This window comes from Taibaiella sp. KBW10, from assembly GCF_003852495.1.
Lineage (GTDB): Bacteria > Bacteroidota > Bacteroidia > Chitinophagales > Chitinophagaceae > Edaphocola.
Window position 1 is genome coordinate 677,551 of record NZ_QAJI01000001.1, and the last position, 22,342, is coordinate 699,892.

The following is a 22,342-nucleotide window of genomic DNA, read 5'->3' on the forward strand; positions in this document are numbered from 1 at the left end:
TTGCATCATAACGAAACGATATTGGCAAAAAGGGTATGATAAACCGTCTTTAAAAACGCCAAATACTTTTTCGTTTGCCCACATGCAGGACACAATCCTCCGAAAAGCGAATGGTTTGTTTGGACATGTTTTTGTTATGTGAAATAACTAAGTAGGCGAGTTGATCTTTATTTGAAATCTTTATCATGATGACAAGATTATCTTTTTGTGCCCTTATGTTTGACTGATGCTCAGCAACAGTATATCCAATAGTTTGCAACCATTTTTTCATTTTGAGCGTTTCACGCCGGGTCATATTAAGCCCGATCTCGGCAATACTGTTTGCGGCCTTATTGGGGGCATAATATTTTGCTGCCCGGTAACTTTTTGCGGTAAGGTCGAGCGGTTCGGGTTGATCACCATAAACATCCCGAATAAAAAAAGAAGTATATTCCTGAATCCAGTAAGCCGGCAGGCTTGCCAGGGTATCTTGCTGTACATAAAATGACCGGGATTTTACATTACCCAATTGATCCTTTTCTTCCTGCATTTTGGCAGAACCATGGTAGCCCTTTTTCAACATACCTATAATCGCGTCGGCGGAATCTTTTCTGCTGCTTATCCAGCCCATACCCAATTTATCAATCGGTTCTTTCCATCTGTTAGCCGTGCTCAGGAGCTCGAAGTAATTGTCTTTGAATCGAAAATAGGCTTCTTTTTTTGCGGTATCAATCGGTTCGAATTTCGGCCATCCCTTATCAACATTTGCGAACATTTCTAAAACAAAAGGGTGCGCCACTATTTTTCTATATACCGTATCCGGCACAACAATATATAAATGATCAAAGGTGATGGGTGCGTATGTTCCTTTTTCCTGCGCGGTGGCACAAAAGGCCCAAAAGACCATCCATAAAAGAAGATATTTTTTCATTTCGTTTTTTATAAGCCGCTCTAAGTTAAGTATTTTGTTCCGGTACTATTGTCGGAAACATGTTAAAGGTGCTCTTCACATGACTTGCTAGATTGTCGAATGCGTTGCACTGCACTTTGCTCCAATTTGTATTTACCTTATATCCAGTTTATTACGGAAAGAATAGGTATTTAGAAGTAAAAAAAGAATCGGCAGCTTATCGGAATTTATTTTTAGCGGCAATCCGAAAAGGGGTCAAATCAAAAGTGGTGGATGAAGAAAACAACTACAGCAGTCGCCTGTGAACCCGCATTTCTGGGCTATGTCTATAAAGCAAAAAAGCACCACTTTTTGAGTGATGCTTTTCGCGGACTGGACGGGACTCGAACCCGCGACCTCCGCCGTGACAGGGCGGCATTCTAACCAACTGAACTACCAATCCTTAGAACCTTTAAACGCTGTTATTGCTTTCACAATTCCACCGTTTTGGGATTGCAAAGGTATAATCCTTTTTTGATTCCAACAAGTTTTTTTCTTAAGTTTTTTTCTTCCTAGACCATCCAGAAAGCAACCCTTAGCTTTAATCGAGAAATAAGTCCTTTTGCAGCGCAATACCAGGACTTATGGCATAGCGATCAAAATCGGTAATGCCTGCTTGTTTGAGTACCCCTTCATCCAACAATTGTTGCCCGGTATACATAGCGGGATTCTGTTGCAAAATATAAAAAACGGCATCGGCCATTATCTCGGGGCTACGGCTTCGTTGTATCATCTCGACACCGCCCAGAAGATTATTGACTGCAGCGGTCGCAATGGTGGTCATCGGCCATAGTGAATTTGCCGCGATTCCCTGCTCTTTAAACTCAGCAGCCCAGCCCATGGCCAACATGGTCATATTGAATTTAGAAATGGTATAGGCAACTGAATGTTTAAACCATTTGGGGTTCATATCCAAAGGAGGAGAAAGCGTCAGGATATGTGCCGCATCACTTTGTTTAAGATAAGGCAGACAATGTTGGGTCACCAGATAAGTACCCCTTACATTGATCTGATGCATCAGGTCAAATTTCTTTGCAGGCGTTTGTTCTGTATTGGTCAGCGAGATTGCAGAAGCATTATTGATGACGCCATCAATGCGGCCAAACCGGGCTACTCCTGCGGCAATAGCCTCTATGATGGTCGCTTCCTCCCGGATATCGCAAAATACGGGAAGGGCTTTTCCGCCGGCCTGCTCTATTTCAGCAGCTGCCGTATAAATGGTCCCTTCCAGTTTTGGATGGGCTTCTACGGATTTTGCTGCAATGATTATATTGGCGCCTGCCGAAGCAAGCTTTAAGGCGATTGCTTTACCAATACCCCTGCTCGCTCCGGAGATAAAGTATGTTTTACCTTGAAAAAATGACATATACTTGTTTTTAAAACATAAGCGCGGTGTGCTGCCACACCACTTCTAAATTAGGGTAATGAATCTTATTCTGCCCTTTGCCAGGTTGTGGTACGCCCGATCATAGAGATGCCGACATATCCGCGAACACTCAGACTGGTCCCTTTATGCGTGATCTTACAATCATAGGTCTTTCCATTCTTAGGATCATAAATCTCGCCGTTATCATAGGTTTTTGCTCCGTCTTTTTCAAAATGACGCAGGATCTGCAATTTCATGATGGGGCGTGTGCGTTTGGCCGCAGTCGTATTATTGACATCTGTACGGGGCTTGCCATTCACATTGGGTTCTTTCAACCATACGATCTCGCCCCAGAATTTCCCATCTGTAGCTTTAAAGATATTGATCTTAGCCGTTTTTTCTGCATTATACCACAGCCCTTCAATCGGGTCTTTAGCCTGCGCCATGGCTTGCATTCCTAATCCGGCGACGAGCAGTAGCATCGCCATTACTTTAAAAAAGGTTTGTTTTTTCATTATACTTTCTTTTAAGTTAAACCATATTGTGTTACTTACCGGCAAGCCGGTTTACCAAAGCGATATACTCTTGCTGTGCTGTTTCGCTATCCATGCCTTTCTTCTGTTTCCAGGTTTCATGTTTAAATTTTTCTTTAAAATCAAACATTCCATAATCCCCTTCTTCCGGTGCATCGCCTTCTGTGGCCTGTTTAAACAAGGCATATAATTGTAAAAGCGTATCGTTATCGGGCTTTTCTGCCAATGTACGGCTATTGATAACCGCCTCATTAAAGGCTCTAGATGTTATCGGCTTCATGATTGCTGTATTTTATTGGGTTCTAAGACAAAATCTTCTGTTTTGGGCATTTCCATAAAGCGTAACATCGCTGCTTCCGGCAAGCCCGTCAATTTCCGTTTATCCAGATCGATCCAGGCACCATCGGCATGAATAATGGCGGCCACGGCACCATCTGTCCGGTATACTTTTTGCAGAAAAGACCAGCGGCTTCCGTCGGCCCTGCAGGATTTAAGCAGACAACTGATCTGCAAGGTTTCATTAGGTCTTATTTCTTTGAGGTATTGCAATTCTTCTCTGAATAATACCGGGCCTATGCGTAAGCGGGCCAGTTCATTAAATCCAAACTGCATTTTATCCATCAGTTCTAAACGCGCCTGTGCCGCGAAGTCGGCATAAGCCGAATGCCGCAAGTGCATGTTGGCATCCAGCTGACTCCACATTACTTTTGCTGTCAATACAATATTGTCCATACTTCTTATTTTTTTTAGGTATTAAGGGCGGTCTGTTTCTGCTCCTTCATACATCTGATCGATTTGTACCGCATATTTCTGTAAGATCACTTTACGCTTCAGACTCAATTTTGGGGTTAGTTCTCCCGTCTCTATACCCCATTCCTGTGGCAGGAGCACAAATTTTTTAATCTGCTCGATGTGGCTAAAATTGGCATTATAGCCATTTACCAGTTCATAAAAAGACTTGATTACCTGCGGATGTTTTACGGCCTGTTCCTGCGACTCAAAAGGAATATGTTGTTCTTTCATCCAAAGTTCAAGGTTGGAAAATGAAGGCACAATAAGTGCACTCACGAATTTACGGCTCTCTCCAATCAGCATCACCTGCTCAATGAAGCGGCTTTCCTTCAACTTACTTTCAATTGGCTGAGGAGCCACGTATTTCCCGCCGCTGGTTTTAAATAATTCTTTTTTACGATCGGTAATTTTCAGGAAACGCCCCTCTATCAGCTCTCCGATATCGCCGGTTTCAAACCAACCATCGACAAAAGCTGCAGCCGTGGCCTCGGGCTTTTTATAATATCCTACCATGATATTATCTCCCTTACATAAAATCTCTCCGTCGTCGGCAATACGCACCTGAACCTGATCAATAACAGGACCTACTGTACCGGCACGCCGATTGGCTTCATCATAATGATTTACGGCAATAACCGGAGAGCTTTCTGTCAGTCCATATCCTTCCATAATGACCACTTTCGCAGCAGAAAATATTTTTACCAAACGTGGCTGACAAGGAGCCCCGCCTACGACAATGGCTTTCACCTGACCGCCAAGCGCCGCGCGCCATTTACTGAAAATGAGCTTATTGGCAATGGCCAATTTGAAACGATACCACCAGCTGCGAGACTGTCCCGGTTCATATTGACGGCCCAGTTCTACCGCCCAGAAGAATAATTTTTTCTTAATGCCGGTCAGCTGATGTCCGGTAGCCATGATTTTCTCATAGACTTTTTCCAGCAGGCGCGGAACGGTAACGAAAATACTGGGCTGCACTTCTTTCAGGTTATCACCGATCGTATCCATACTCTCTGCATAATAGATCGAGAAGCCATTAAACAGGTACACATAAGAGATCATTTTTTCGAGAATGTGGTTTAAAGGCAGGAAGCTTAAGGCTTTTCGCTCTTTCAAACCGATACCATCTATGATCGGGTGTACATTGTTTACATTACTGACCACATTCTTATGGCTCAGCATCACACCCTTGGGCGTGCCGGTAGTACCGGAAGTATAAATAATGGTTGCAATATCACTTTCTACCGTACGCTCTTTTATGGTATCCATCACTTGCAGCTGCTCCGGAAGCGGTTGCTGTATTTTACAGGACTCCCAATACGGAACCCCTTCCTCTTGTTCAAAGGTATAGACCCATTCCAGTTCCGGCATCAGTTCTTTATGCGCCATGATCTGCCGGTATAAAGCGGGGGAGTGTACAAAACATCCTTTCACTCCCGACTCATTAAAAATACCGGTCATCTCTGAGAGCGTTATGTTCGGGTACAGGGGCACGAGTATCGCGCCGGTCAGCTGTACCGCAAGGTCTGTAATAAGCCATTCGGGGCGGCTGTTACTCAATATTGCAATTTTATCTCTGCCCTCTGTGCTCATATCATGAGCCGATATGCCTTTAGCAATCAGACCCGCAGCAAGTTTCTTTATTTCTGTATGTACCGCTTCTGTGCTCAATGGCACATATTTTCCGGCCATTTTACCGGCCAGCAGATCCGGTATAGGCGCTGCTGCCTGCAAGGGCATACAATCGAATAGTCTGCTTGGTATATTCATAATCGCATATTTTTCTGTTATCAATCCACAAAATCTACCGATCCGGAGGCGTACTCTTTAAGGGTTTTATCCAAAGTCTTTCTTACACGATGCAATTAAGGGAATAATACACCCCTGTAGGCATTGGCATCTATCTGTGGTACGGAGGACTTATAAGTACTGTTAATCACCCGGATTATTTCATTGGCCATCAGGGCGTATCCCCTGGGGCTAAGGTGTATGCCATCTAAAGAGAATGCACCGCCGGAAACGAATGTGGGTGTAAAGCGCACGCCATTAAAGGTAATGCCGCTTTGCAATGTCGTCAGGAAGCTTTGTGCATCTACATAACCCAGCCCTTTCCGTGTAGCCGCATCTCTGATAATACTATTAAACGCATTGGTTGCGGTACGTACATTGCCGACTTCGATCTGATCTAATACGTACTTTTTAGGAATTGGTTTTATACTACCCCAGCCGCCACACTTTAGCGAATCCTGAGGCAGGGTCAATAATAGGTATTCATTGTCTTTGATCTGGCGCAGGCCTCCCGGTGCGGCAGGATCCTGGATAATAAATGGATTAGCACCCACCGTAAATTTAATACCCAAAGGGCTATAAGCTGCAGTCAGGGAATCGGCCTGACCCTTACGGGCTAATACCAGTCCTCTGGGCGGAATGGTGGTAAAGAAAGGAATGGTGGTCACATCGGGAATATTAATCAGGATACCTTTTGCACCTTTTGCCGTCATCACATCTACCACAGCATTGTAGGTGGCGTCAAAAGCCGATGTAGGCGAAATATCATTGGGCAGTGTACCGGTACCGAGTCCATTCCCTTCTCCTCCATTGCTTGCATAACCTAATACATCGTTACCTCCCAGCCAGATACTAAAAAAGGTAGGATTACTGGCGGCCGCAATATCGATAGGCCTGTCTGTCGACGGACGCGGATACATCCTGGCCGCATAGCCTACCCCTGCAAGGGCCTGAGCGATGACAGCATAACCGGATAGGGTATAATCAATACAACGGATACCCGGCACTCCTAAATTATTAAACGGACCTTGTCCAGAAATATTGGTACTGCTACCGGTAGTGTCTGCAGCACCGGAGAAAAGCGTTACGCCCATACCGGTTACCCCATCACAACCGGTTGTATAGCCCAGCACTCTTTTACGCGCCGGCCACCCTGCGTTTCCGGGCAGTAAAGGTTGTCGAAATTCGCCACCGCCTACAGTCAAAAATTGTTTGGCCAACATGGCAGGATAGGAACTTTCCTGGCCACTACGGTATAAAGATCCGTCTGCATAACCCGCCGTCAGTGAGTTTCCGAGTGATACATAGGAGGCAAAATTGGCCTCGCCATTAGCAGGCACGATGCCTTTAATGGTGGGCTTGCAGGCAGTCATCAGCATGGCTGCCGCGATAACAGGTATATATGACGCTTTCATATGTTCTTTTTTACAGGGTTCCTTTAAAATTTATAAGAGATGCCAATAGCCGGTACTAAGCTTTTGATCTGGTATTCGCCCGAGAAATTGGCCGGTTCATACCTTACTTTACGGCCCGCAGTTGTGGTATAATTCACTGCTGCCATAATACTCAGCTTATCCATCACTGCGTAGCTCAGGCCTGCCGATAGCGAGATACGGTCTGCATCTACCGCATCGGGAGATACATAACGGCTATTGCTCGGTGTCGGATCATAAGCCCCGCCAACCATTACGGCAAATGCATTAGAGATTTCATAATGCCCGCCTATTCTTACCGCAAGGGTATTTTTATATAACCTCGGCTCTCTGGAATCGGCCAAGGAACCGGTATTTTGAGCAAAATCAAATTTCAGCGAATCATAACTATGCCAGCCGGCGAAGACGAGGTCACCCTGTAATGTCAGCCTGGGCGATACTTTAAACGCTAGCCCTGCGGTAAGAATGCCCGGCAAAGGCAAGGTAGCATCAAAGATCGTATTCGGGAAGTTGGACGTAAGGGCTGTCGGCACCGTAAAGGTGGCCTTTCCATCATTCACTTTCATCCTTACTCCGGAACGATAGGATACACCAAACTGCAACTTATCGGAAGCCTTAATCTGCACGCCTGCATTAAAGCCGATACCATTGGCTTTACCATCTAGTTTTGCCTGGCCTTCATTGCCATTTATATCCTGCACGGGCAAGGCTTTTGATATTTTCACCGAACCGGTACCATATACAAAGCCTGCACCAAGAGCGATCCTATCATTAATACGATAGCTCACCGTAGGTTGAAAATAGATGCTCTGTAAAGCGATAGACTGTGTAATAAAACGACCGGTCCAGTCTTTCCCCCAATTAGCACTGCTTCCGAATGGTGTATAGATTCCCAGCCCCAGTGCCCATTTACTGTCTTTTGATAAAGGAGCGCCGACATATACTGCAAAAGGAGTGGACAGGTGTTGTTTGGTTTCTGCATAGGTCTCTCCCGAATTATCCGGCACATACCTTACGGTAGGCGATACCGCAAATACCCCGGCATAAGCTTGTACGCCCTGTAGCCGTGCCAGTCCTGCCGGATTATAGAAAAGGGTTGAAATATCCCAGGGCATAGCCACCCCACTGCCTCCCATGGCAGTTTGTCTCAGGCCCTGCAAGTTGAGCTGAAAGCTTCCCGCATACAGACTGGCAGCAGACAGCGTACATGCTGCAACTGAAAAAATAAATCTTTTCTTCATACTAATTAACGTTAGATTGTGAACGATTTTTGATTTGTTTTTAGGATAACTGCACGCATCAACCTTATTTGAATATTGCGGGATTGCCCCCTACGGCTTCCTGATTAATACGTGCAGCTGTTTGCTCATTTGGATTTAGAAACAATATTGGTTCGCCTCAATTAATTGATCGGCAATACGCCTTCTGGCCGCTACTGTGTTCAGGTCTTCTACTTTGGTAAAACGTTTTAAGCCCATCATCATCATGCGGCGTTCATCCCCTTCTGCAAAAGCATTTAAGGCATTACGTCCGGCACTATTGATCCTTTCTGCTGCATCATACAGATATACCTTTGCGATATCAGTTTTCAAGGCCAGTAAAGGATCCTGATGTGTATTGGTAATCTTTTCAACACGGAGTAATACAGATTCTGCTACATAGGTCTCGATCAGCATATCGGCGAGATACATAATCACTTCCTGCTCTTTAGACAGGCTTTGCATGAGCTTCTGTACGGCAGCACCTGCGGTCATCAGCACGGCCTTTTTAAATCCGGCAATGTATTTATGTTCTTTCGCAAAACCATTTTCTTCGACGGCGCTGAAATCAGGAATACTCATGAGTTCCCCCACAACTTTTTGGGCAGGCCCCATAAGATCCAGTTCCCCTTTCATGGCTCTTTTCAGCATCATATCTACTGAAAGCATGCGGTTGATCTCATTGGTTCCTTCAAAGATGCGGTTAATGCGTGCATCACGATATGCACGATCCATAGGTGCTTCAGCACTATAGCCCATTCCACCGTAGATCTGTACGCCTTCATCACTTACATAGTCCAGGGTTTCAGAAGCATGTACTTTAATCATGGCCGCTTCAATGGCAAACTGTTCTGTTCCCTTCAGCTTGGCCTGTGCTTCATCCATTCCCTCTTCGATATAGGACTTGGTTGCATCCTCTATATTCTGACTGGCACGATAGGTGGCAGCTTCACTGGCGTAGGTACGGATTACCTGCTCTGCCAGTTTATATTTAATGGCTCCGTATTTGGATATCGGGCGTCCAAATTGTTCGCGCTCATTGGCATAATGTACCGATTTACTGATCACTTCTTTTGAGGCGCCAATGGCAGCACCACCCAGTTTAATACGGCCCAGGTTCAGGATATTCACGGCAATCTTGAATCCGTTTTCACGGGTAGACAAAAGGTTTTCTACAGGGACTTTGCAATCATTGAAAAAGATCTGGCGGGTACTGCTGCCTTTAATCCCCATTTTATGCTCTTCTGCATTCAGAGAAATGCCTTCAAAGTTTTTTTCCACGATAAAAGCGCTTAGGTTTTTATCATCATCTATTTTAGCAAAAACGATCATCACATCTGCAAAACCACCATTGGTGATCCACATCTTCTGTCCGTTCAGGATGTAAAATTGCCCATCTGCAGATAAGGTTGCTTTTGTTTTTCCGGAATTTGCATCCGATCCCGCACTGGGTTCTGTAAGGCAGTAACAACCTTTCCACTCGCCGGTAGCCAGTTTACTTACATATTTCTGCTTCTGCGCTTCGTTTCCGTAATACAGGATGGGTAAGGTACCGATACCCGTATGTGCTGAAAGCGCTACCGCGAAGGAATGCCCGGCACCCAACACCTCGGTAGTCAGCATCGAGGTTACAAAGTCTTTTCCTACTCCGCTATACGCTTCGGGTACACTCATGCCCAGCAGGCCGAGTTCCCCGGCTTTATCCAGCAAAGACGGCATTAGTCCCTCTTCTTGTTGATCGATTTTATCTAATTGTGTAAATACATTCTGCGCCAGAAATTCGCGGCACATATCCGCAATCATTCGTTGCTCTTCATTCCAATCTTCCGGGATAAAGATATCTTCTGCTTTGGTATCTCTAATGAGAAACTCGCCTCCTTTTAAGGCTGTTTTCGCTTCGTTGCTCATGGCTATAATTAGTTTAAATGTTTACAATTTTGGTTACAACATTTCAAATATACCGGCAGCCCCTTGCCCGGTACCCACACACATACTCACCAGTCCGTATTTCTGATTTCTTCTTTTCAGTTCGTTCAAGATCTGGACGGACAATTTAGCGCCGCTACAGCCTAAGGGATGTCCTAAAGCAATCGCACCACCATTGACATTAATTATGTCGGGGTTAAGCCCCAGTTCGCGTACAACAGCTAAGGACTGCGAGGCAAAGGCTTCATTTAATTCGATCAGCTGTATATCGTTTTGTGTAAGACCGGCCAGCTTCAGCGCTTTGGGAATGGCCATGACGGGGCCAATGCCCATAATGCGCGGAGGTACGCCTGCAGTGGCAAAGCTTACCATACGGGCAATCGGTGTAAGGTTATGCTCCTTCAGAAAACGCTCACTCACTACCATTACAAAGGCTGCGCCATCGCTGGTTTGAGAAGAATTACCGGCTGTAACCGAACCTCCTGCTGCAAAAACAGGCTTCAGCTTCGCCAATGCTTCCAGAGAGGTGTCGGCACGGGGACCTTCGTCTGCTGATACGATAAACTCACGGGTTTTCTTGGTGCCGCTGGCAGCATCAAAATAATTTTCGGATACCGTAACCGGTACGATCTCATCGGCAAATTTATTGTTGGCCAATGCCTGTATTGCTTTTTGATGTGATTGGTATGCAAAATTATCCTGGTCTTCGCGGCTAACTTTATATTCTTTGGCAACTGCTTCAGCAGTAAGCCCCATTCCCCAATAATAATCGGGATGTGCTAATGCCAGGTCGGCATCCGGCACCACGCGCCAGCCGCCCATAGGGATCATGCTCATACTTTCAGCACCACCTGCAATGATGCAATCGGCCTGTCCGGCATGAATCTTAGCTGCTGCAATAGCAATGGTTTCCAGACCAGAGGCACAATAACGATTTACCGTCATGGCCGATACTTTATCGGTATTAAAACTCATGAGGGAGACAAAGCGGGCAAAGTTCAGACCTTGCTCGGCTTCGGGCATGGCATTCCCAACAATAAGATCGTCTACCTGCTCATGGGCAACCTGTGGCAGAGAGGCCATCAGGTGTTGTATTACTTTTGAGGCCAGTACATCGGGACGGGTAAAACGAAAGCCTCCACGGGGCGCTTTACCAACTGCTGTCCTGAATCCTCCTACGATATATGCATTCATTTTTTTTATTTTTTAATTTGTTCAGACACATTATCTAATCGCTCACCTTTTACGGCTAATTCCTAAGCACCTTTCCTCCATTGAGGATAGATTGGATGCGCTCGAGCGTTTTCCGTTCTGCTGCCAGACTCAGGAAGGCCTGGCGTTCCAGGTTGAGCAGGTATTGCTCGCTTACCTGGGTCGCTTGCGACAAGTCACCGCCCGCCAGTACATAACCCAGCTTTTGCGAAATCTTGACATCATGTTCACTGATATAATTGCCGCTGTACATAGCATTAGCTCCTAAATAAGCCAATCCCAGCGCGGTTTTCCCAAGCACGGTAATATCTTTGCGTTGCTGTGGTTTTACATAACCTGCATGAACCATTTCCAGACATGCTTCTTTGGCTTCTGCCAACAGTCGGTTATAAGAAACCACTACCTTATCGGTACCTCTGCGCAGATAACCCAGCTCAAAGGCTTCTTCTGCCGACGTAGATACTTTCGCCTGACCAATGGTCAGAAAACGGTCTCTGTAGGTATTCAGGGCGACATCACCTTCTTTGAGTTCATCGGAAATGCGTACCGCAAATTCTTTGGTACCGCCACCACCGGGAATAAGGCCTACACCAAATTCCACCAGTCCCATATAGGTCTCGGCATGTGCCACCACTTTATCGGCATGCAAACAGAGTTCGCAACCACCACCCAGGGCCATATTATGCGGTGCTGCCACTACCGGAATAGCAGAATACCGTATCCGCATCATGGTGCTCTGAAACTGGCGAATGGCAAAATCCAATTCATCGAATTCCTGTTCTACTGCCATCATAAAGATCATGCCCACATTAGCGCCGGCACTGAAATTGGCGCCGTTATTGGAGACAACCAATCCTTTATATTCTTGTTCTGCCAGGTCTATAGCTTTGTTGATGCCTTCCAGCACTTCTCCGCCAATACTGTTCATCTTGGTATGAAATTCGAGGTTGAGGATACCATCACCCAGATCGGTAATTGTGCTTCCGCTGTTTTTCCAAATGGTTTTGCTTTCGCGGATATGATCCAGAAGAATAAATGCTTCTGTACCCGGAATAATTTTGTAGGTTTTGGAAGGAATATCATAATAGAGTCGCTTGCCGTCTTCTATTTTATAGAAGCTGTTGTTTCCACCGGCCAGCATATCAATAACCCAGCCCGGAACACCGTGTCCTGCTTCTTTCAGCGCATGGACCGTTTCTGCTACACCCAAGGCGTCCCAGGTTTCAAAAGGACCTAGTTCCCAGCCATAGCCGGCTTTAATCGCATCATCAATTTTATATAATTCGTCTGATATTTCGGGAATACGGTTGGCCGAATAGACAAACAGCGGGTATAAGGTAGCCCGGTAAAATGCACCGGCCTCATCTTTAAAATTAACCAGCAGTTTGAGGCGCTGTTTTAAATCGTCTATAGGTTTGGAAGCTTCGAGCGCGGCAAACTTCACTTTTTGTGCAGGCTTGTATTCCAGCGTTTTCAGATCTAATGCATGGATCTCACTTTTCCCCCCTTCGCCTTTTACTTTTTTAAAGAAGCCCTGTTCGGTTTTGCTGCCCAGCCATTTATTTTCAATCATTTTCCGGACAAAGTCGGGCACTTTTAAGGAATCTTTCCCTTCATCGCCCGGTACATTTTGCACTAAACTATCGGCCACTAAAGCTAGGGTGTCAATACCGACAACATCTGCTGTACGGAACGTAGCCGATTTGGGCCGGCCTACTACGGGTCCGGTTAGCTTATCGACGGCTTCGATACTCATGCCGGATTGCTGCACATATTGCAAGAGGCTCATCATACTGAAAACCCCTATACGGTTGCCAATAAAGGCCGGGGTATCTTTGGCCAATACGGTCGTTTTGCCTAGGTATTGCTCCCCATATTGCATCAGAAAACCGGTGACTTCAGCTAAGGTATCTTTTGTCGGAATAATTTCTAAGAGCTTAAGGTAACGCGGCGGATTAAAAAAGTGCGTCCCACAGAAATGTTGTTTAAAGTCCTCACTGCGGCCTTCGGTCATCAGGTGTATCGGGATGCCCGATGTATTGGAGGTGATAAGGCTACCGGGTTTACGGTGTGCCTCTACTTTTTCGAATACCTGTTGTTTAATATCCAGCCGCTCTACGACTACTTCAATCACCCAGTCACAGTCCGCGATGCGGTGCATATCATCTTCAAAATTACCGGTCCTGATCCTTTGGGCAAATCGTTTGCTATAAATCGGAGATGGATTGGATTTGAGCGCAAAAGCCAGTGCATCATTCACAATCTTATTCCGCACCTTAGGATCTCCCTGAGGTGCATCCTTAGGGACAATATCCAGCAACAACACTTCCAGTCCTATATTGGCGAAATGGCAGGCGATACGGCTACCCATTACACCGGAGCCGAGTACGGCTACTTTTTCAATGGTCCTGTTCCTCATTATTATCGTATTTTTATTTGTTTACTTTTTATCTATAGCGATGGCTTCCCAGCAGGCATCATAAAACTTTTTTTGCATCGAAGTCTTCGTTAGGTCTACCTTATGTGCAAAATGCATTTTCAGCATCGTATTCATCGGGCCATGCACCATCGAGAGCAATACCGCATCGGGCAGGTTTTTGATCAGCTTTTGTTTTTTTCCCGCGCGCATCATTTTATATATGGGCAGCAGCAGCGTAAAGTTCTGCTCCTGGTATTCTTTAAAAAGAAAAGGAGCATAAGTATACTGTTCTACAAAGCTGAAATAGTCTTTATTGTTCAGGTAAAATACTACTGCCTGGGTCATCATAGCATTGTAGCTGTCCCTGATCGGACCGTCATGATCGTAAGCCTCCAGCACATTCCCATTAAACTCGGTAACGATCATTTTATACAATTCATTGATGAGCTCTTCCTTTCCTTTAAAATACAGGTAAATGGTACCCGCAGCTACCCCGGCTTCCTGAGCCACCATCTTCATATTGATATGGTAAAATCCTACCCGGTTGACTAGTTTTAATACGCCTTTTAAAATCGCCTGTTTCTTATCCTGTGCCATAATTACAAACAAATCTAATCTTTATTTTTCACAAAATGAATGTTCATTCATTTTTATTTTCCTTAAAGATTCATTAAAAAACCTCTTGTTTGCAGGCGGTTATAGTTGCTCTTTAGAATCTGATAAGTATTTGACTATTGAGTATATTTCGAAGAAAATGGCTCAAAATAAAAATAGAATTCAAAGCGTCGGTTTATACGGCTTTCATAGCCAGAAGAAAATACATTACAGGGTAGCATTGTTTTGAGAACAATGACTGGAATGAGGATAAACCGAAAAGATTAATGAAAGAGATCTTATGGACTGTATTGGATTTGTTGTGCTGGGTTTGCACTGGGTGAAGGTACTGGTAGCCAAAAAAAAATTCAGCAATAAAGTTAAGCGGCATCGCGGCGCTACCTTCGAAGGGAAGATTATGTGTTAGTAGATATTATAATCATGGGAATGATTGATACCATCCCCATTAAATATATTTAGTTATTGCATTCTACCCGCGTTTCCAAAAGTGCCGGATGTGCCATTTTAAATTCAATGGTCCTGTTCAACTTCGGTGCTTCTTTTCCCAGATCCGGATTCATTTCCATATCATAAAATGACATGGACAGTTTTTTGGCGGTCTTCAATGCATCGGCAAACTGTTGCACCAATGCTTTATCTTTAGTGGCAAAGGGATTACCAAATGATTTACCGTCCAGACTTACTTTAAGCTCGGCATAAGTGGGTTCTTTTGATTTGGCATAGTCCAGGCCACCCCAGTCTCCATCCCGATAACTGTTGCTATACTCTATCATAAAATAAGGAGCCGTTTTACCGCTCTTGCAGTTTATACCTATATTAAGCCGGTAATCTTTATTGGAACAATTGACAATCATACTACGTCCCTGATAGGTTAATAATACCCAACCATCGGTTGGAATATGTTTTTCTAATTGCGCGAGTTGCTGCTCCGAAAATTTATCTGCATTAATAATATTGGCGTCGTCGCCTTGCTGCGCCTGTGCTGTAGTAGTCTGCAGACATCCCATCAGCATGGTAAAGGCCCCCAGTATGAAAAACTTTCTCATAGTCAATAATATTTTCTTTGGTTTTGATGTGTTCAAAAATAGGGAAACCAAAATAAATGATACGTTATAATATCACCTTGTCTCTTCGAATGTCTATATTGATATATAACTTAAATTTGACTATCGTTTCTATACCAGTTCGCTTTTAATTAAGGCGGTGCCGTATGAAGAACAGCCAAAAAACAGTAATTATGAATGCCCTGAAAAAATTAATAAGAATCCTAAAATCCTTCCCTCAGCCCCAACCTCTAAAACAAGCCATATTCCTTTTATCTTTATTGTTCAGTGTATGCAGTCCTGCTTACAACTTATGGGCACAAATGCCATCTTTCTCTACAATAGAAGGAATGATCAATAAGGCATCTTATGAGGATGTCAAAAAAATGATGGGGGATACCGGACTGGATATACGAAATAAGGGTCTACCCGAATTAAATTATAAGATAGCGGAAAGCCAATGGAACTTCCGATTCTATAATAACAAACTGCATTTTTTCCGCTATAGTAATAATGAGGAGCAGGCGATTAAACAGGATGTAAACACGATACAAAAAATGTTGCATAATGGCTCAGGTCTTCGGGATATCATTGCGGAAAATGGAGCTCCCGGCGAAGTGAAAATGACTCCCTATAACAGCAGATTAGTGTATACGACCGATCATCAGCTCATTGAATTTACACTGGCTCCGAACAATAGTGTACAAACGATATACATGGATGATCTAAATACGCGTATTACAGACAATCGTTTATCTTATCCTGAAGTAAAAGCCATAAGTAAAGTACAATCGGAGCGGGAGCTCTTGAAGGTATTCGGAGCACCCAGCCAGGTACTCGCAAGTAAGGAAGGCATACAATACCGCTATATCGCAGTAGCCCAAAAGCCTAATACAAGCTGTACCTTATCGGTTTCGATTAAAAATACTACAGAAAAATCGCCGGTAGCGGACAAGGGCTCGAGCAGACAAGCAGCTGAGCAGACAAATATGCTCGAATTTGCTTACGAGTATCAGGATATATGGAGCCCGTCCTCTTTTGACACCAACACGCTGGGCAGCCTTAAAGCAGGTGTAACCACTACAGCGCAAGTATTGCAGCTCCTGGGTATGCCACAGGAAATACACTACAAAACGGATGTTGAATATTGGCAATACTCCGGCAGCAAGGGAAAAGCGGATATCTATTTTGACCGAAAGAACACAGTATACAAATATTTCATCAGGCCCTGAGCCAACATCCAACGATTCGCAGTTTAGACAGATATTCTTCCGTCTAAGCATACCCACCTTTTGCCGATATACAACCTTAAGATCCCTATTAAAAAAGCAGGAGTGCCATATGGCGCTCCTGCTTTTTTAATAGGGAATTGTTTGCTGCGTTTACTCCAATCTTTTTAAACGGAACAGCAATTGCTGAATCGCTTCTTGCGCATCGTCTATGATAGACTGGGAGAATGTTTCCGGGAACAGGGCTTCTCTTGTGGTTTCTACATGTTTATAATATCCTTCGATATGCTTAATATACTCTTTGGCTCTGGCGGTCTCGGGGATCACAATCTCCAACGCACCATTTAGAGCGAACGTGGTTTCTACCAGGCGATCGGTTATATCGGCCAGAGATTCAATAGCCTGATCTAAGGAAATGTGGGCTTCATAACTTCCTCTTCCCGTGATAGACCAGTGAATCAACTTCAGGGAATTACGGAAAGAGATCATCTCACCCAAAAAGGTTGCGATTTTTTTGTTTGTGTTTTGTTCTTTAGTAGCCATAATTAAAAGGTTTTATTCTTGAATAAATTTAGGAAAAAGGAATGGGAATTTTGATCTTATTCTGTTAAAATACAAATACTTAATACTAGGTACTACCCGACGTTGCATATCCTCCAATGATCGTCAAGAAGCAAGACTGATGATGCCCCTAGGCCGATGGTTTGTGACCGGAAACAAAACTACCATAACAGGAGAAAATAGGTACTTATACCTATAAGATAGATGATTTCTCCCTATTGCAGATCGTTCGATTAGGTACTTATTTTGCAGTATAAACAGGAACCAAAAACAACAAATCCTTGCCCGGCACCTTGATCTTTAAACCGAAAAAATAAACCATTGAAAACCTATCCCGTATTTCTAAACAAATAAACCCATTAATAAAAATGAAAAGGATACTCTACAGCTTGCTCTTCGCACTTTCCGCTGTTACAGCACAGGCACAACAAACCACAGAAGCCTTTCTCAACGATGTGGCGATACATGCTTCTACAAACTTTCTTTCTATTGCGGGTGCAAAAACCGGCACCAGCGCGGACGGCACAGACACCTACTATCAAGCCAAACTGAAGCCGCCGATAGGTACGGCACATATTGCGGCCAATAAATCTCTGGAAGGTTTTTTCACCTGGATAATCCCGCTTTCGAAGGCCAAACAGGCAGCGGCTGATGCTACACTACTGATGAAAAACATTGTCGCCCAGGACAGTATCAATTATTACGTGGAGGACGACACCGACGAAAAGGGCAATAAAGCAATCATACTTTATGAAGATGACGGGTTTGAGGGTGCTCCGGTATTATCCGTATTAAACAGTATAGATAAAGCCAATGCCTCCAACAGCCAGTGTATCATTACGATGTACGGCACAGGGCCTTTAGGAGAGGGCTACCTGACCCAAGATTACACAACAGACCTGAATACAATCGTCAAACATGCCACTAATGGATTTAAGGATATCATCGGAAGGGAAATAAAAACAGTTGATGCAATAACCTATTTCGGATCTAAACTCTATCCAAAGGCAGGAGAGGTGACCATTGGTGTGGAAAAATCTTCAGCCAGCCGTTGGCTGGCCTGGAAAACACCCCTGGCCTTATCCAAAAAACTTCAAGCCGACGCGGAGGCATACATCAAAAGCCAATATGCCGATAATCCCTTTTACGAGGTAAAAACAACAGAAGATGCTGCTAAAGGGATGAAGATAACCTCTGTTACTGTGCTGAACTATCCGGTGTTTGAAATAGCCACTATAAAAAGTGCAAAAGACCTTTCACCCGACGCAAACCAATTTTTGATTATGGTTTATGAAACGAGTACACCAAAATAACAACATTTCACAACAATAAGGTTAACACTTAAATTTTCAACAATGAATACTTCTTTTTACACCAATTATGTACACGCTCCCAAAAAGCATTGGACAGCGTTATTACTTTGCTGCTTTTTAGCGTCTACCGCAACAGGCCAACGCCTGGATATTTTTGGTGGCATCAATCCTTCCGGCATTCGCCACCAGGTAGCTGGTACACGCCAAAATGCGAGCGGTACCATTGGCTATCATTTCGGGATGGCGGTACTGGTTCCTTTTAATGCCAAAGCGTATAACAGTGACGACGGTGGCTATGGAATATTCCCGGCCCTGCAGTTTATCAAAAAAGGCACCTCAAAATCTAGTTTGATCAATGCTTCGGCCGCCGATATCAAACTTGGATACCTTCAGTTGAATCTACCGCTATCCTATACTGCCGGGTCGTATGGAATAGGTATCGGACCGTATATGGCCTATGCCTTATCGGGCACGAAAAAATACAGGGTGGGCAGCGGTGCAAAGGAAAAAATCGATTTCGGGAACGACCTGAAAAGAGTAGATTATGGCATCGGCATCAATCTCAATATCAGCCTTTTCAGAATCCAATATGAGTTTGGCCTGGCCAATCTCGCAACAGGAGCCAATAGTAGCGCTAAAACACGTGCGCTTAGTCTTAGTCTAGACATTCCACTTGTACAGGAGTAATGGTTAGTACAAGGTGGACGGCCACAAAAGCCATCATTGAATATAATGCTTCCTTAATAATAAACCAATGAAAAAATCATACCTCTTCTTGATCATAGTAATGGGCTTTAGCTTATTCGCGCAGGCACAGATTTCAGACAATTTTGCCCAGGAAGTCAATGCGCTCATTTGCGCGGACATAGAAACCATCAAAGGCCTGAAAGAAGAAAAGTCGGTCACAACAGCTTACCAGTCTACCCTGCCCTTAAACGGTTTTAAAGTACTATTGAAAGAATCTTTTGGAGATTATCGGGTAAGTTGTTTTTACAAGGGAACAGGCAATATGGCTGTGATGGACAGCATTGCCACAACATTATCCAAGCTCAGGAACAAGTACATATTGATAGATAGTAAAGAACATCGTAATCTGCTGGAATTAAATAAAAACGGGATAACCGTTGCCCGGAGAATTATATTGGTAGATATTACAGAAAAGATAAAAGCAGAAATCGAACTTTGGGCGGAAACAAATGGGACCCTCTCTGTGACCATTTATAAATATGACCGGAAATTACTTAAAGAATGAGGCAAAATGAGCTTTTAAACGGGAAATCCATCCCCTCTCGTTTAAGGGCTATTGCTTATCGCAATACTCTTTTCCAAGATATTCCCAAATAGCAGGCAACCAAAACGAGTGAAGCAATTTCACACTGAATGTACGGCGAATAATTTCTGAAGAACATTTCTTATCGATAAGACTATAATTAAATATTATGTGTAACTTTCTGAAAAGATAAGATCTGTTGCTTTTATTACTGACGATGCTTGCGTACTTGGTATATCAGAACAAAAGATGAACCATGCACTTTTGCAGGGCAAATGCTGTCTTTCATAAAATGAATCACTCTGCCGGAGTGCAAACTGATGAAAGGAAAAAGCGGCTGCATAACATTACCAAAAAATGGATAACACAGAAAAAATAAATATAATCGTAGCCGACGATCATCAGATGATGATTGACGGCATCAAAAATATGTTGGCCCATACGCCACAATACAACATTATTGCAGAAGCAAATAACGGCCAAGCTGCTTATGAAATGATCGCAGAACGCCCAGATGCTTTTCAGCTGCTGCTTACCGATATCAGTATGCCGCTCCTCAGTGGAACGCAACTATGCCGGATGCTAAAAGACCAGTTTCCCTCTATCCAAGTGTTGATCTTATCCATGTACAATAATGCGGTTGCCGTAAAAGAGGCCATACTCGCCGAAGCAGATGGGTATATCCTGAAAAATGCCGGAAAGAACGAGCTTTTGAAAGCGCTGCACCGTATTACAGACGGAGGCACCTATTTTGCAGAAGACATTGTCCCGATTATCTACAATCAATACCATCATCAGAAAGTCCAGGATGCACAGCTCAAGGAACTAACGGAACGGGAAAAAGAAGTGTTGGGCCTTATCGTGAAGGAATATACCAGTGATGAGATCGCTCAAAAACTATTTATCAGCAAAAAAACCGTGGACAACCATCGGCAGCATTTACTGGGTAAAACCGGCTGCAAAAGCACCGTTGGTTTGGTGAAATTTGCCGTAAAACTGGGCATCGGATAGCAAAGTCTAATATTCAACACAAGGTTAGAAAATGACGAGCACATTATTGTTCAGGCCATTCTATCATTATCAGTTGTTTCAAATATCAATAGATAAAAATGCAGTGTTACACATAACAAAAGAGCTTCACCATAAGTGAAGCTCTTTGCGGACTGGACGGGACTCGAACCCGCGACCTCCGCCGTGACAGGGCGGCATTCTAACCAACTGAACTACCAATCCTTAGAACCTTTAAACGTTAGGATTACTTGCATAATTCCACCGTTTTGGGATTGCAAAGATAATACCAAAATTTGATTTTCCATATATTTTTTTAAATAAAAATATTTTTCTTCTTAAAATCGGCTTGAACTGCTGCTGCTCTATCCACATGGTCAGCTCAAATCCTTTAATTACCTTTGTCAAAATTTACAGTAATATGAGTCGTCGTGTAGTGATTACAGGATTAGGAATATATTCTTGCTTGGGTATCGGTAAAGACGCCGTAAGGGATTCTTTATTTCAGGGTAAGTCAGGCATCGCCTTTATCCCCGAGCGCAAAGCCATGGGATATCGCTCTGCCCTATCGGGTGTTGTACCCAAACCGGATTTAAAAAAACTACTGGACCGAAGATCCAGGATCATGATGCCGGAACAGGCGGAATATGCTTATATGGCAACCATAGAAGCCTTGCAACAAGCCGGATTGGATCATGATTTTATACACCGGAATGAGACTGGAATCATTTATGGCAATGACAGCTGTGCCAAGCCCGTTATCGAAGGTTTCGACATTGTCCGGGAAAAGAAGGATACCATGATGGTGGGTTCTGGCTCTGTGTTCCAGGTTTTGAACTCAACTGTAACCATGAACCTTTCAACCATTTTCAAATTGACGGGTATTAATTTCTCGCTCAGTGCAGCCTGTGCCAGTGGTTCTCATTCTATAGGGATGGGATACCTCTTTATTAAAAACGGCTTACAGGACCGGGTGATTTGTGGCGGCGCACAGGAAACCAATGATTATTCCATGCCGAATTTTGATGCTTTAGGCACCTTCTCTACACGAGAGTCGGAGCCGACCAAGGCTTCCAGACCTTTTGATCGAGACAGGGATGGCCTGGTACCCGGTGGTGGAGCAGCTACTGTGATCCTGGAAAGCCTGGAATCGGCGCAGGCCAGAGGCGCCCATATTTTAGGAGAGATTGTGGGCTATGGCTTTTCTTCTAATGGAGAACATATATCCAATCCGACAGTGAACGGCCAGGTACGCTCTATACACAAAGCCCTTGCCGACGCACAGCTTGCCGCCGATAAAATTGCGTATGTCAATGCACATGCAACCTCTACGCCTGCGGGAGACGGTGTGGAAGCGGAAGCCATATATGAGGTATTCGGCGCTAAAATACCAGTCAGTTCAACAAAATCAATGACCGGGCACGAATGCTGGATGGCCGGCGCAAGCGAAATCGTTTACTCCATGCTCATGATGCAACATGATTTCATGGCACCAAATATCAATTTTGAAAACCCGGACGAGCATACGGCAAAGATCAATATCATTCCGGAAACACTGAACAAAGGATTTGATACTTTTCTCTCGAATTCTTTTGGATTTGGTGGCACCAACTCGTCGCTGATTATTACCAAATTTATGCCTTAAGA

20 protein-coding genes and 2 tRNA genes are annotated in these 22,342 nt (G+C 44.1%); 6 read left to right on the plus strand and 16 right to left on the minus strand.

Features of this window, described 5'->3' with window-relative positions; genetic code table 11:
* Positions 1-49 precede the first annotated feature (49 nt).
* The 14 genes from DBR32_RS03005 to DBR32_RS03070 form a co-directional block, all read right to left on the minus strand.
* A complete protein-coding gene (locus DBR32_RS03005; RefSeq protein WP_124634791.1) occupies positions 50-910 on the minus strand; it encodes a DUF5829 family protein in 861 nt (286 codons plus the stop codon).
* A 347-nt stretch (positions 911-1,257) separates the two neighbouring features.
* A tRNA-Asp gene (locus DBR32_RS03010) sits at positions 1,258-1,331 on the minus strand.
* 138 nt (positions 1,332-1,469) lie between these two features.
* Positions 1,470-2,294, minus strand: coding sequence for an NAD(P)-dependent oxidoreductase (locus tag DBR32_RS03015; protein WP_124634792.1), 825 nt, complete (start codon positions 2,292-2,294; stop codon positions 1,470-1,472).
* A 65-nt stretch (positions 2,295-2,359) separates the two neighbouring features.
* Positions 2,360-2,809, minus strand: a complete 450-nt coding sequence (locus DBR32_RS03020) for a DUF2147 domain-containing protein (protein WP_199724306.1) — start codon at positions 2,807-2,809, stop codon at positions 2,360-2,362.
* Positions 2,810-2,840: 31 nt separating this feature from the next.
* Entirely contained in the window at positions 2,841-3,107 is a 267-nt protein-coding gene (locus DBR32_RS03025; protein WP_124634793.1) for an acyl-CoA-binding protein, read from the minus strand.
* Entirely contained in the window at positions 3,104-3,559 is a 456-nt protein-coding gene (locus tag DBR32_RS03030; RefSeq protein ID WP_124634794.1) for a thioesterase family protein, read from the minus strand. Before DBR32_RS03030 ends, DBR32_RS03025 begins: the two co-directional genes overlap by 4 nt.
* Positions 3,560-3,580: 21 nt before the next feature.
* Positions 3,581-5,389 (minus strand): long-chain fatty acid--CoA ligase, encoded by a 1,809-nt coding sequence (locus tag DBR32_RS03035; RefSeq protein ID WP_124634795.1) that lies wholly within the window; start codon positions 5,387-5,389, stop codon positions 3,581-3,583.
* A gap of 95 nt (positions 5,390-5,484) precedes the next feature.
* A complete protein-coding gene (locus DBR32_RS03040; protein WP_124634796.1) occupies positions 5,485-6,822 on the minus strand; it encodes an SGNH/GDSL hydrolase family protein in 1,338 nt (445 codons plus the stop codon).
* Positions 6,823-6,845: 23 nt separating this feature from the next.
* Positions 6,846-8,081 (minus strand): OmpP1/FadL family transporter, encoded by a 1,236-nt coding sequence (locus DBR32_RS03045; RefSeq protein ID WP_124634797.1) that lies wholly within the window; start codon positions 8,079-8,081, stop codon positions 6,846-6,848.
* 135 nt (positions 8,082-8,216) lie between these two features.
* A complete protein-coding gene (locus tag DBR32_RS03050) occupies positions 8,217-10,007 on the minus strand; it encodes an acyl-CoA dehydrogenase family protein (RefSeq protein WP_124634798.1) in 1,791 nt (596 codons plus the stop codon).
* Between the two features lie 33 nt (positions 10,008-10,040).
* A complete protein-coding gene (locus DBR32_RS03055; protein ID WP_124634799.1) occupies positions 10,041-11,219 on the minus strand; it encodes an acetyl-CoA C-acyltransferase in 1,179 nt (392 codons plus the stop codon).
* Between the two features lie 55 nt (positions 11,220-11,274).
* Positions 11,275-13,656, minus strand: coding sequence for a 3-hydroxyacyl-CoA dehydrogenase/enoyl-CoA hydratase family protein (locus DBR32_RS03060; protein WP_124634800.1), 2,382 nt, complete (start codon positions 13,654-13,656; stop codon positions 11,275-11,277).
* 21 nt (positions 13,657-13,677) lie between these two features.
* Positions 13,678-14,265 (minus strand): TetR/AcrR family transcriptional regulator, encoded by a 588-nt coding sequence (locus DBR32_RS03065; RefSeq protein WP_124634801.1) that lies wholly within the window; start codon positions 14,263-14,265, stop codon positions 13,678-13,680.
* Positions 14,266-14,726: 461 nt separating this feature from the next.
* Positions 14,727-15,317, minus strand: coding sequence for a hypothetical protein (locus DBR32_RS03070; protein WP_124634802.1), 591 nt, complete (start codon positions 15,315-15,317; stop codon positions 14,727-14,729).
* 164 nt (positions 15,318-15,481) lie between these two features.
* On the opposite strand from DBR32_RS03070, the gene DBR32_RS03075 reads away from it, so the two are divergent.
* The gene (locus tag DBR32_RS03075) at positions 15,482-16,546 is read left to right on the plus strand and encodes a hypothetical protein (RefSeq protein WP_124634803.1); all 1,065 of its coding nucleotides are present in this window, start codon (positions 15,482-15,484) and stop codon (positions 16,544-16,546) included.
* Between the two features lie 150 nt (positions 16,547-16,696).
* On the opposite strand, the gene DBR32_RS03080 is transcribed toward DBR32_RS03075, so the two are convergent.
* A complete protein-coding gene (locus DBR32_RS03080) occupies positions 16,697-17,086 on the minus strand; it encodes a DUF5856 family protein (RefSeq protein WP_124634804.1) in 390 nt (129 codons plus the stop codon).
* 386 nt (positions 17,087-17,472) lie between these two features.
* Here DBR32_RS03080 and DBR32_RS03085 point away from each other — a divergent pair, with 386 nt between their 5' ends.
* From DBR32_RS03085 to DBR32_RS15615, 4 genes are all read left to right on the plus strand, one after another.
* Positions 17,473-18,417, plus strand: coding sequence for a hypothetical protein (locus DBR32_RS03085; RefSeq protein ID WP_124634805.1), 945 nt, complete (start codon positions 17,473-17,475; stop codon positions 18,415-18,417).
* A gap of 42 nt (positions 18,418-18,459) precedes the next feature.
* Entirely contained in the window at positions 18,460-19,104 is a 645-nt protein-coding gene (locus DBR32_RS03090) for an outer membrane beta-barrel protein (RefSeq protein ID WP_124634806.1), read from the plus strand.
* Positions 19,105-19,171: 67 nt separating this feature from the next.
* Complete coding sequence (locus tag DBR32_RS03095; RefSeq protein ID WP_124634807.1) at positions 19,172-19,669, plus strand: hypothetical protein; 498 nt, start codon at positions 19,172-19,174, stop codon at positions 19,667-19,669.
* A gap of 375 nt (positions 19,670-20,044) precedes the next feature.
* Positions 20,045-20,698: a response regulator transcription factor gene (locus tag DBR32_RS15615; protein ID WP_124634808.1), complete on the plus strand. Its 654-nt coding sequence runs from the start codon at positions 20,045-20,047 to the stop codon at positions 20,696-20,698.
* 148 nt (positions 20,699-20,846) lie between these two features.
* Here the strand turns inward: DBR32_RS15615 and DBR32_RS03105 are convergent.
* Positions 20,847-20,920 (minus strand) — tRNA-Asp (locus tag DBR32_RS03105).
* A 196-nt stretch (positions 20,921-21,116) separates the two neighbouring features.
* Between DBR32_RS03105 and DBR32_RS03110 the strand changes: the two genes are divergently transcribed.
* Positions 21,117-22,340 (plus strand): beta-ketoacyl synthase, encoded by a 1,224-nt coding sequence (locus tag DBR32_RS03110; RefSeq protein WP_124634809.1) that lies wholly within the window; start codon positions 21,117-21,119, stop codon positions 22,338-22,340.
* Positions 22,341-22,342: the final 2 nt, after the last annotated feature.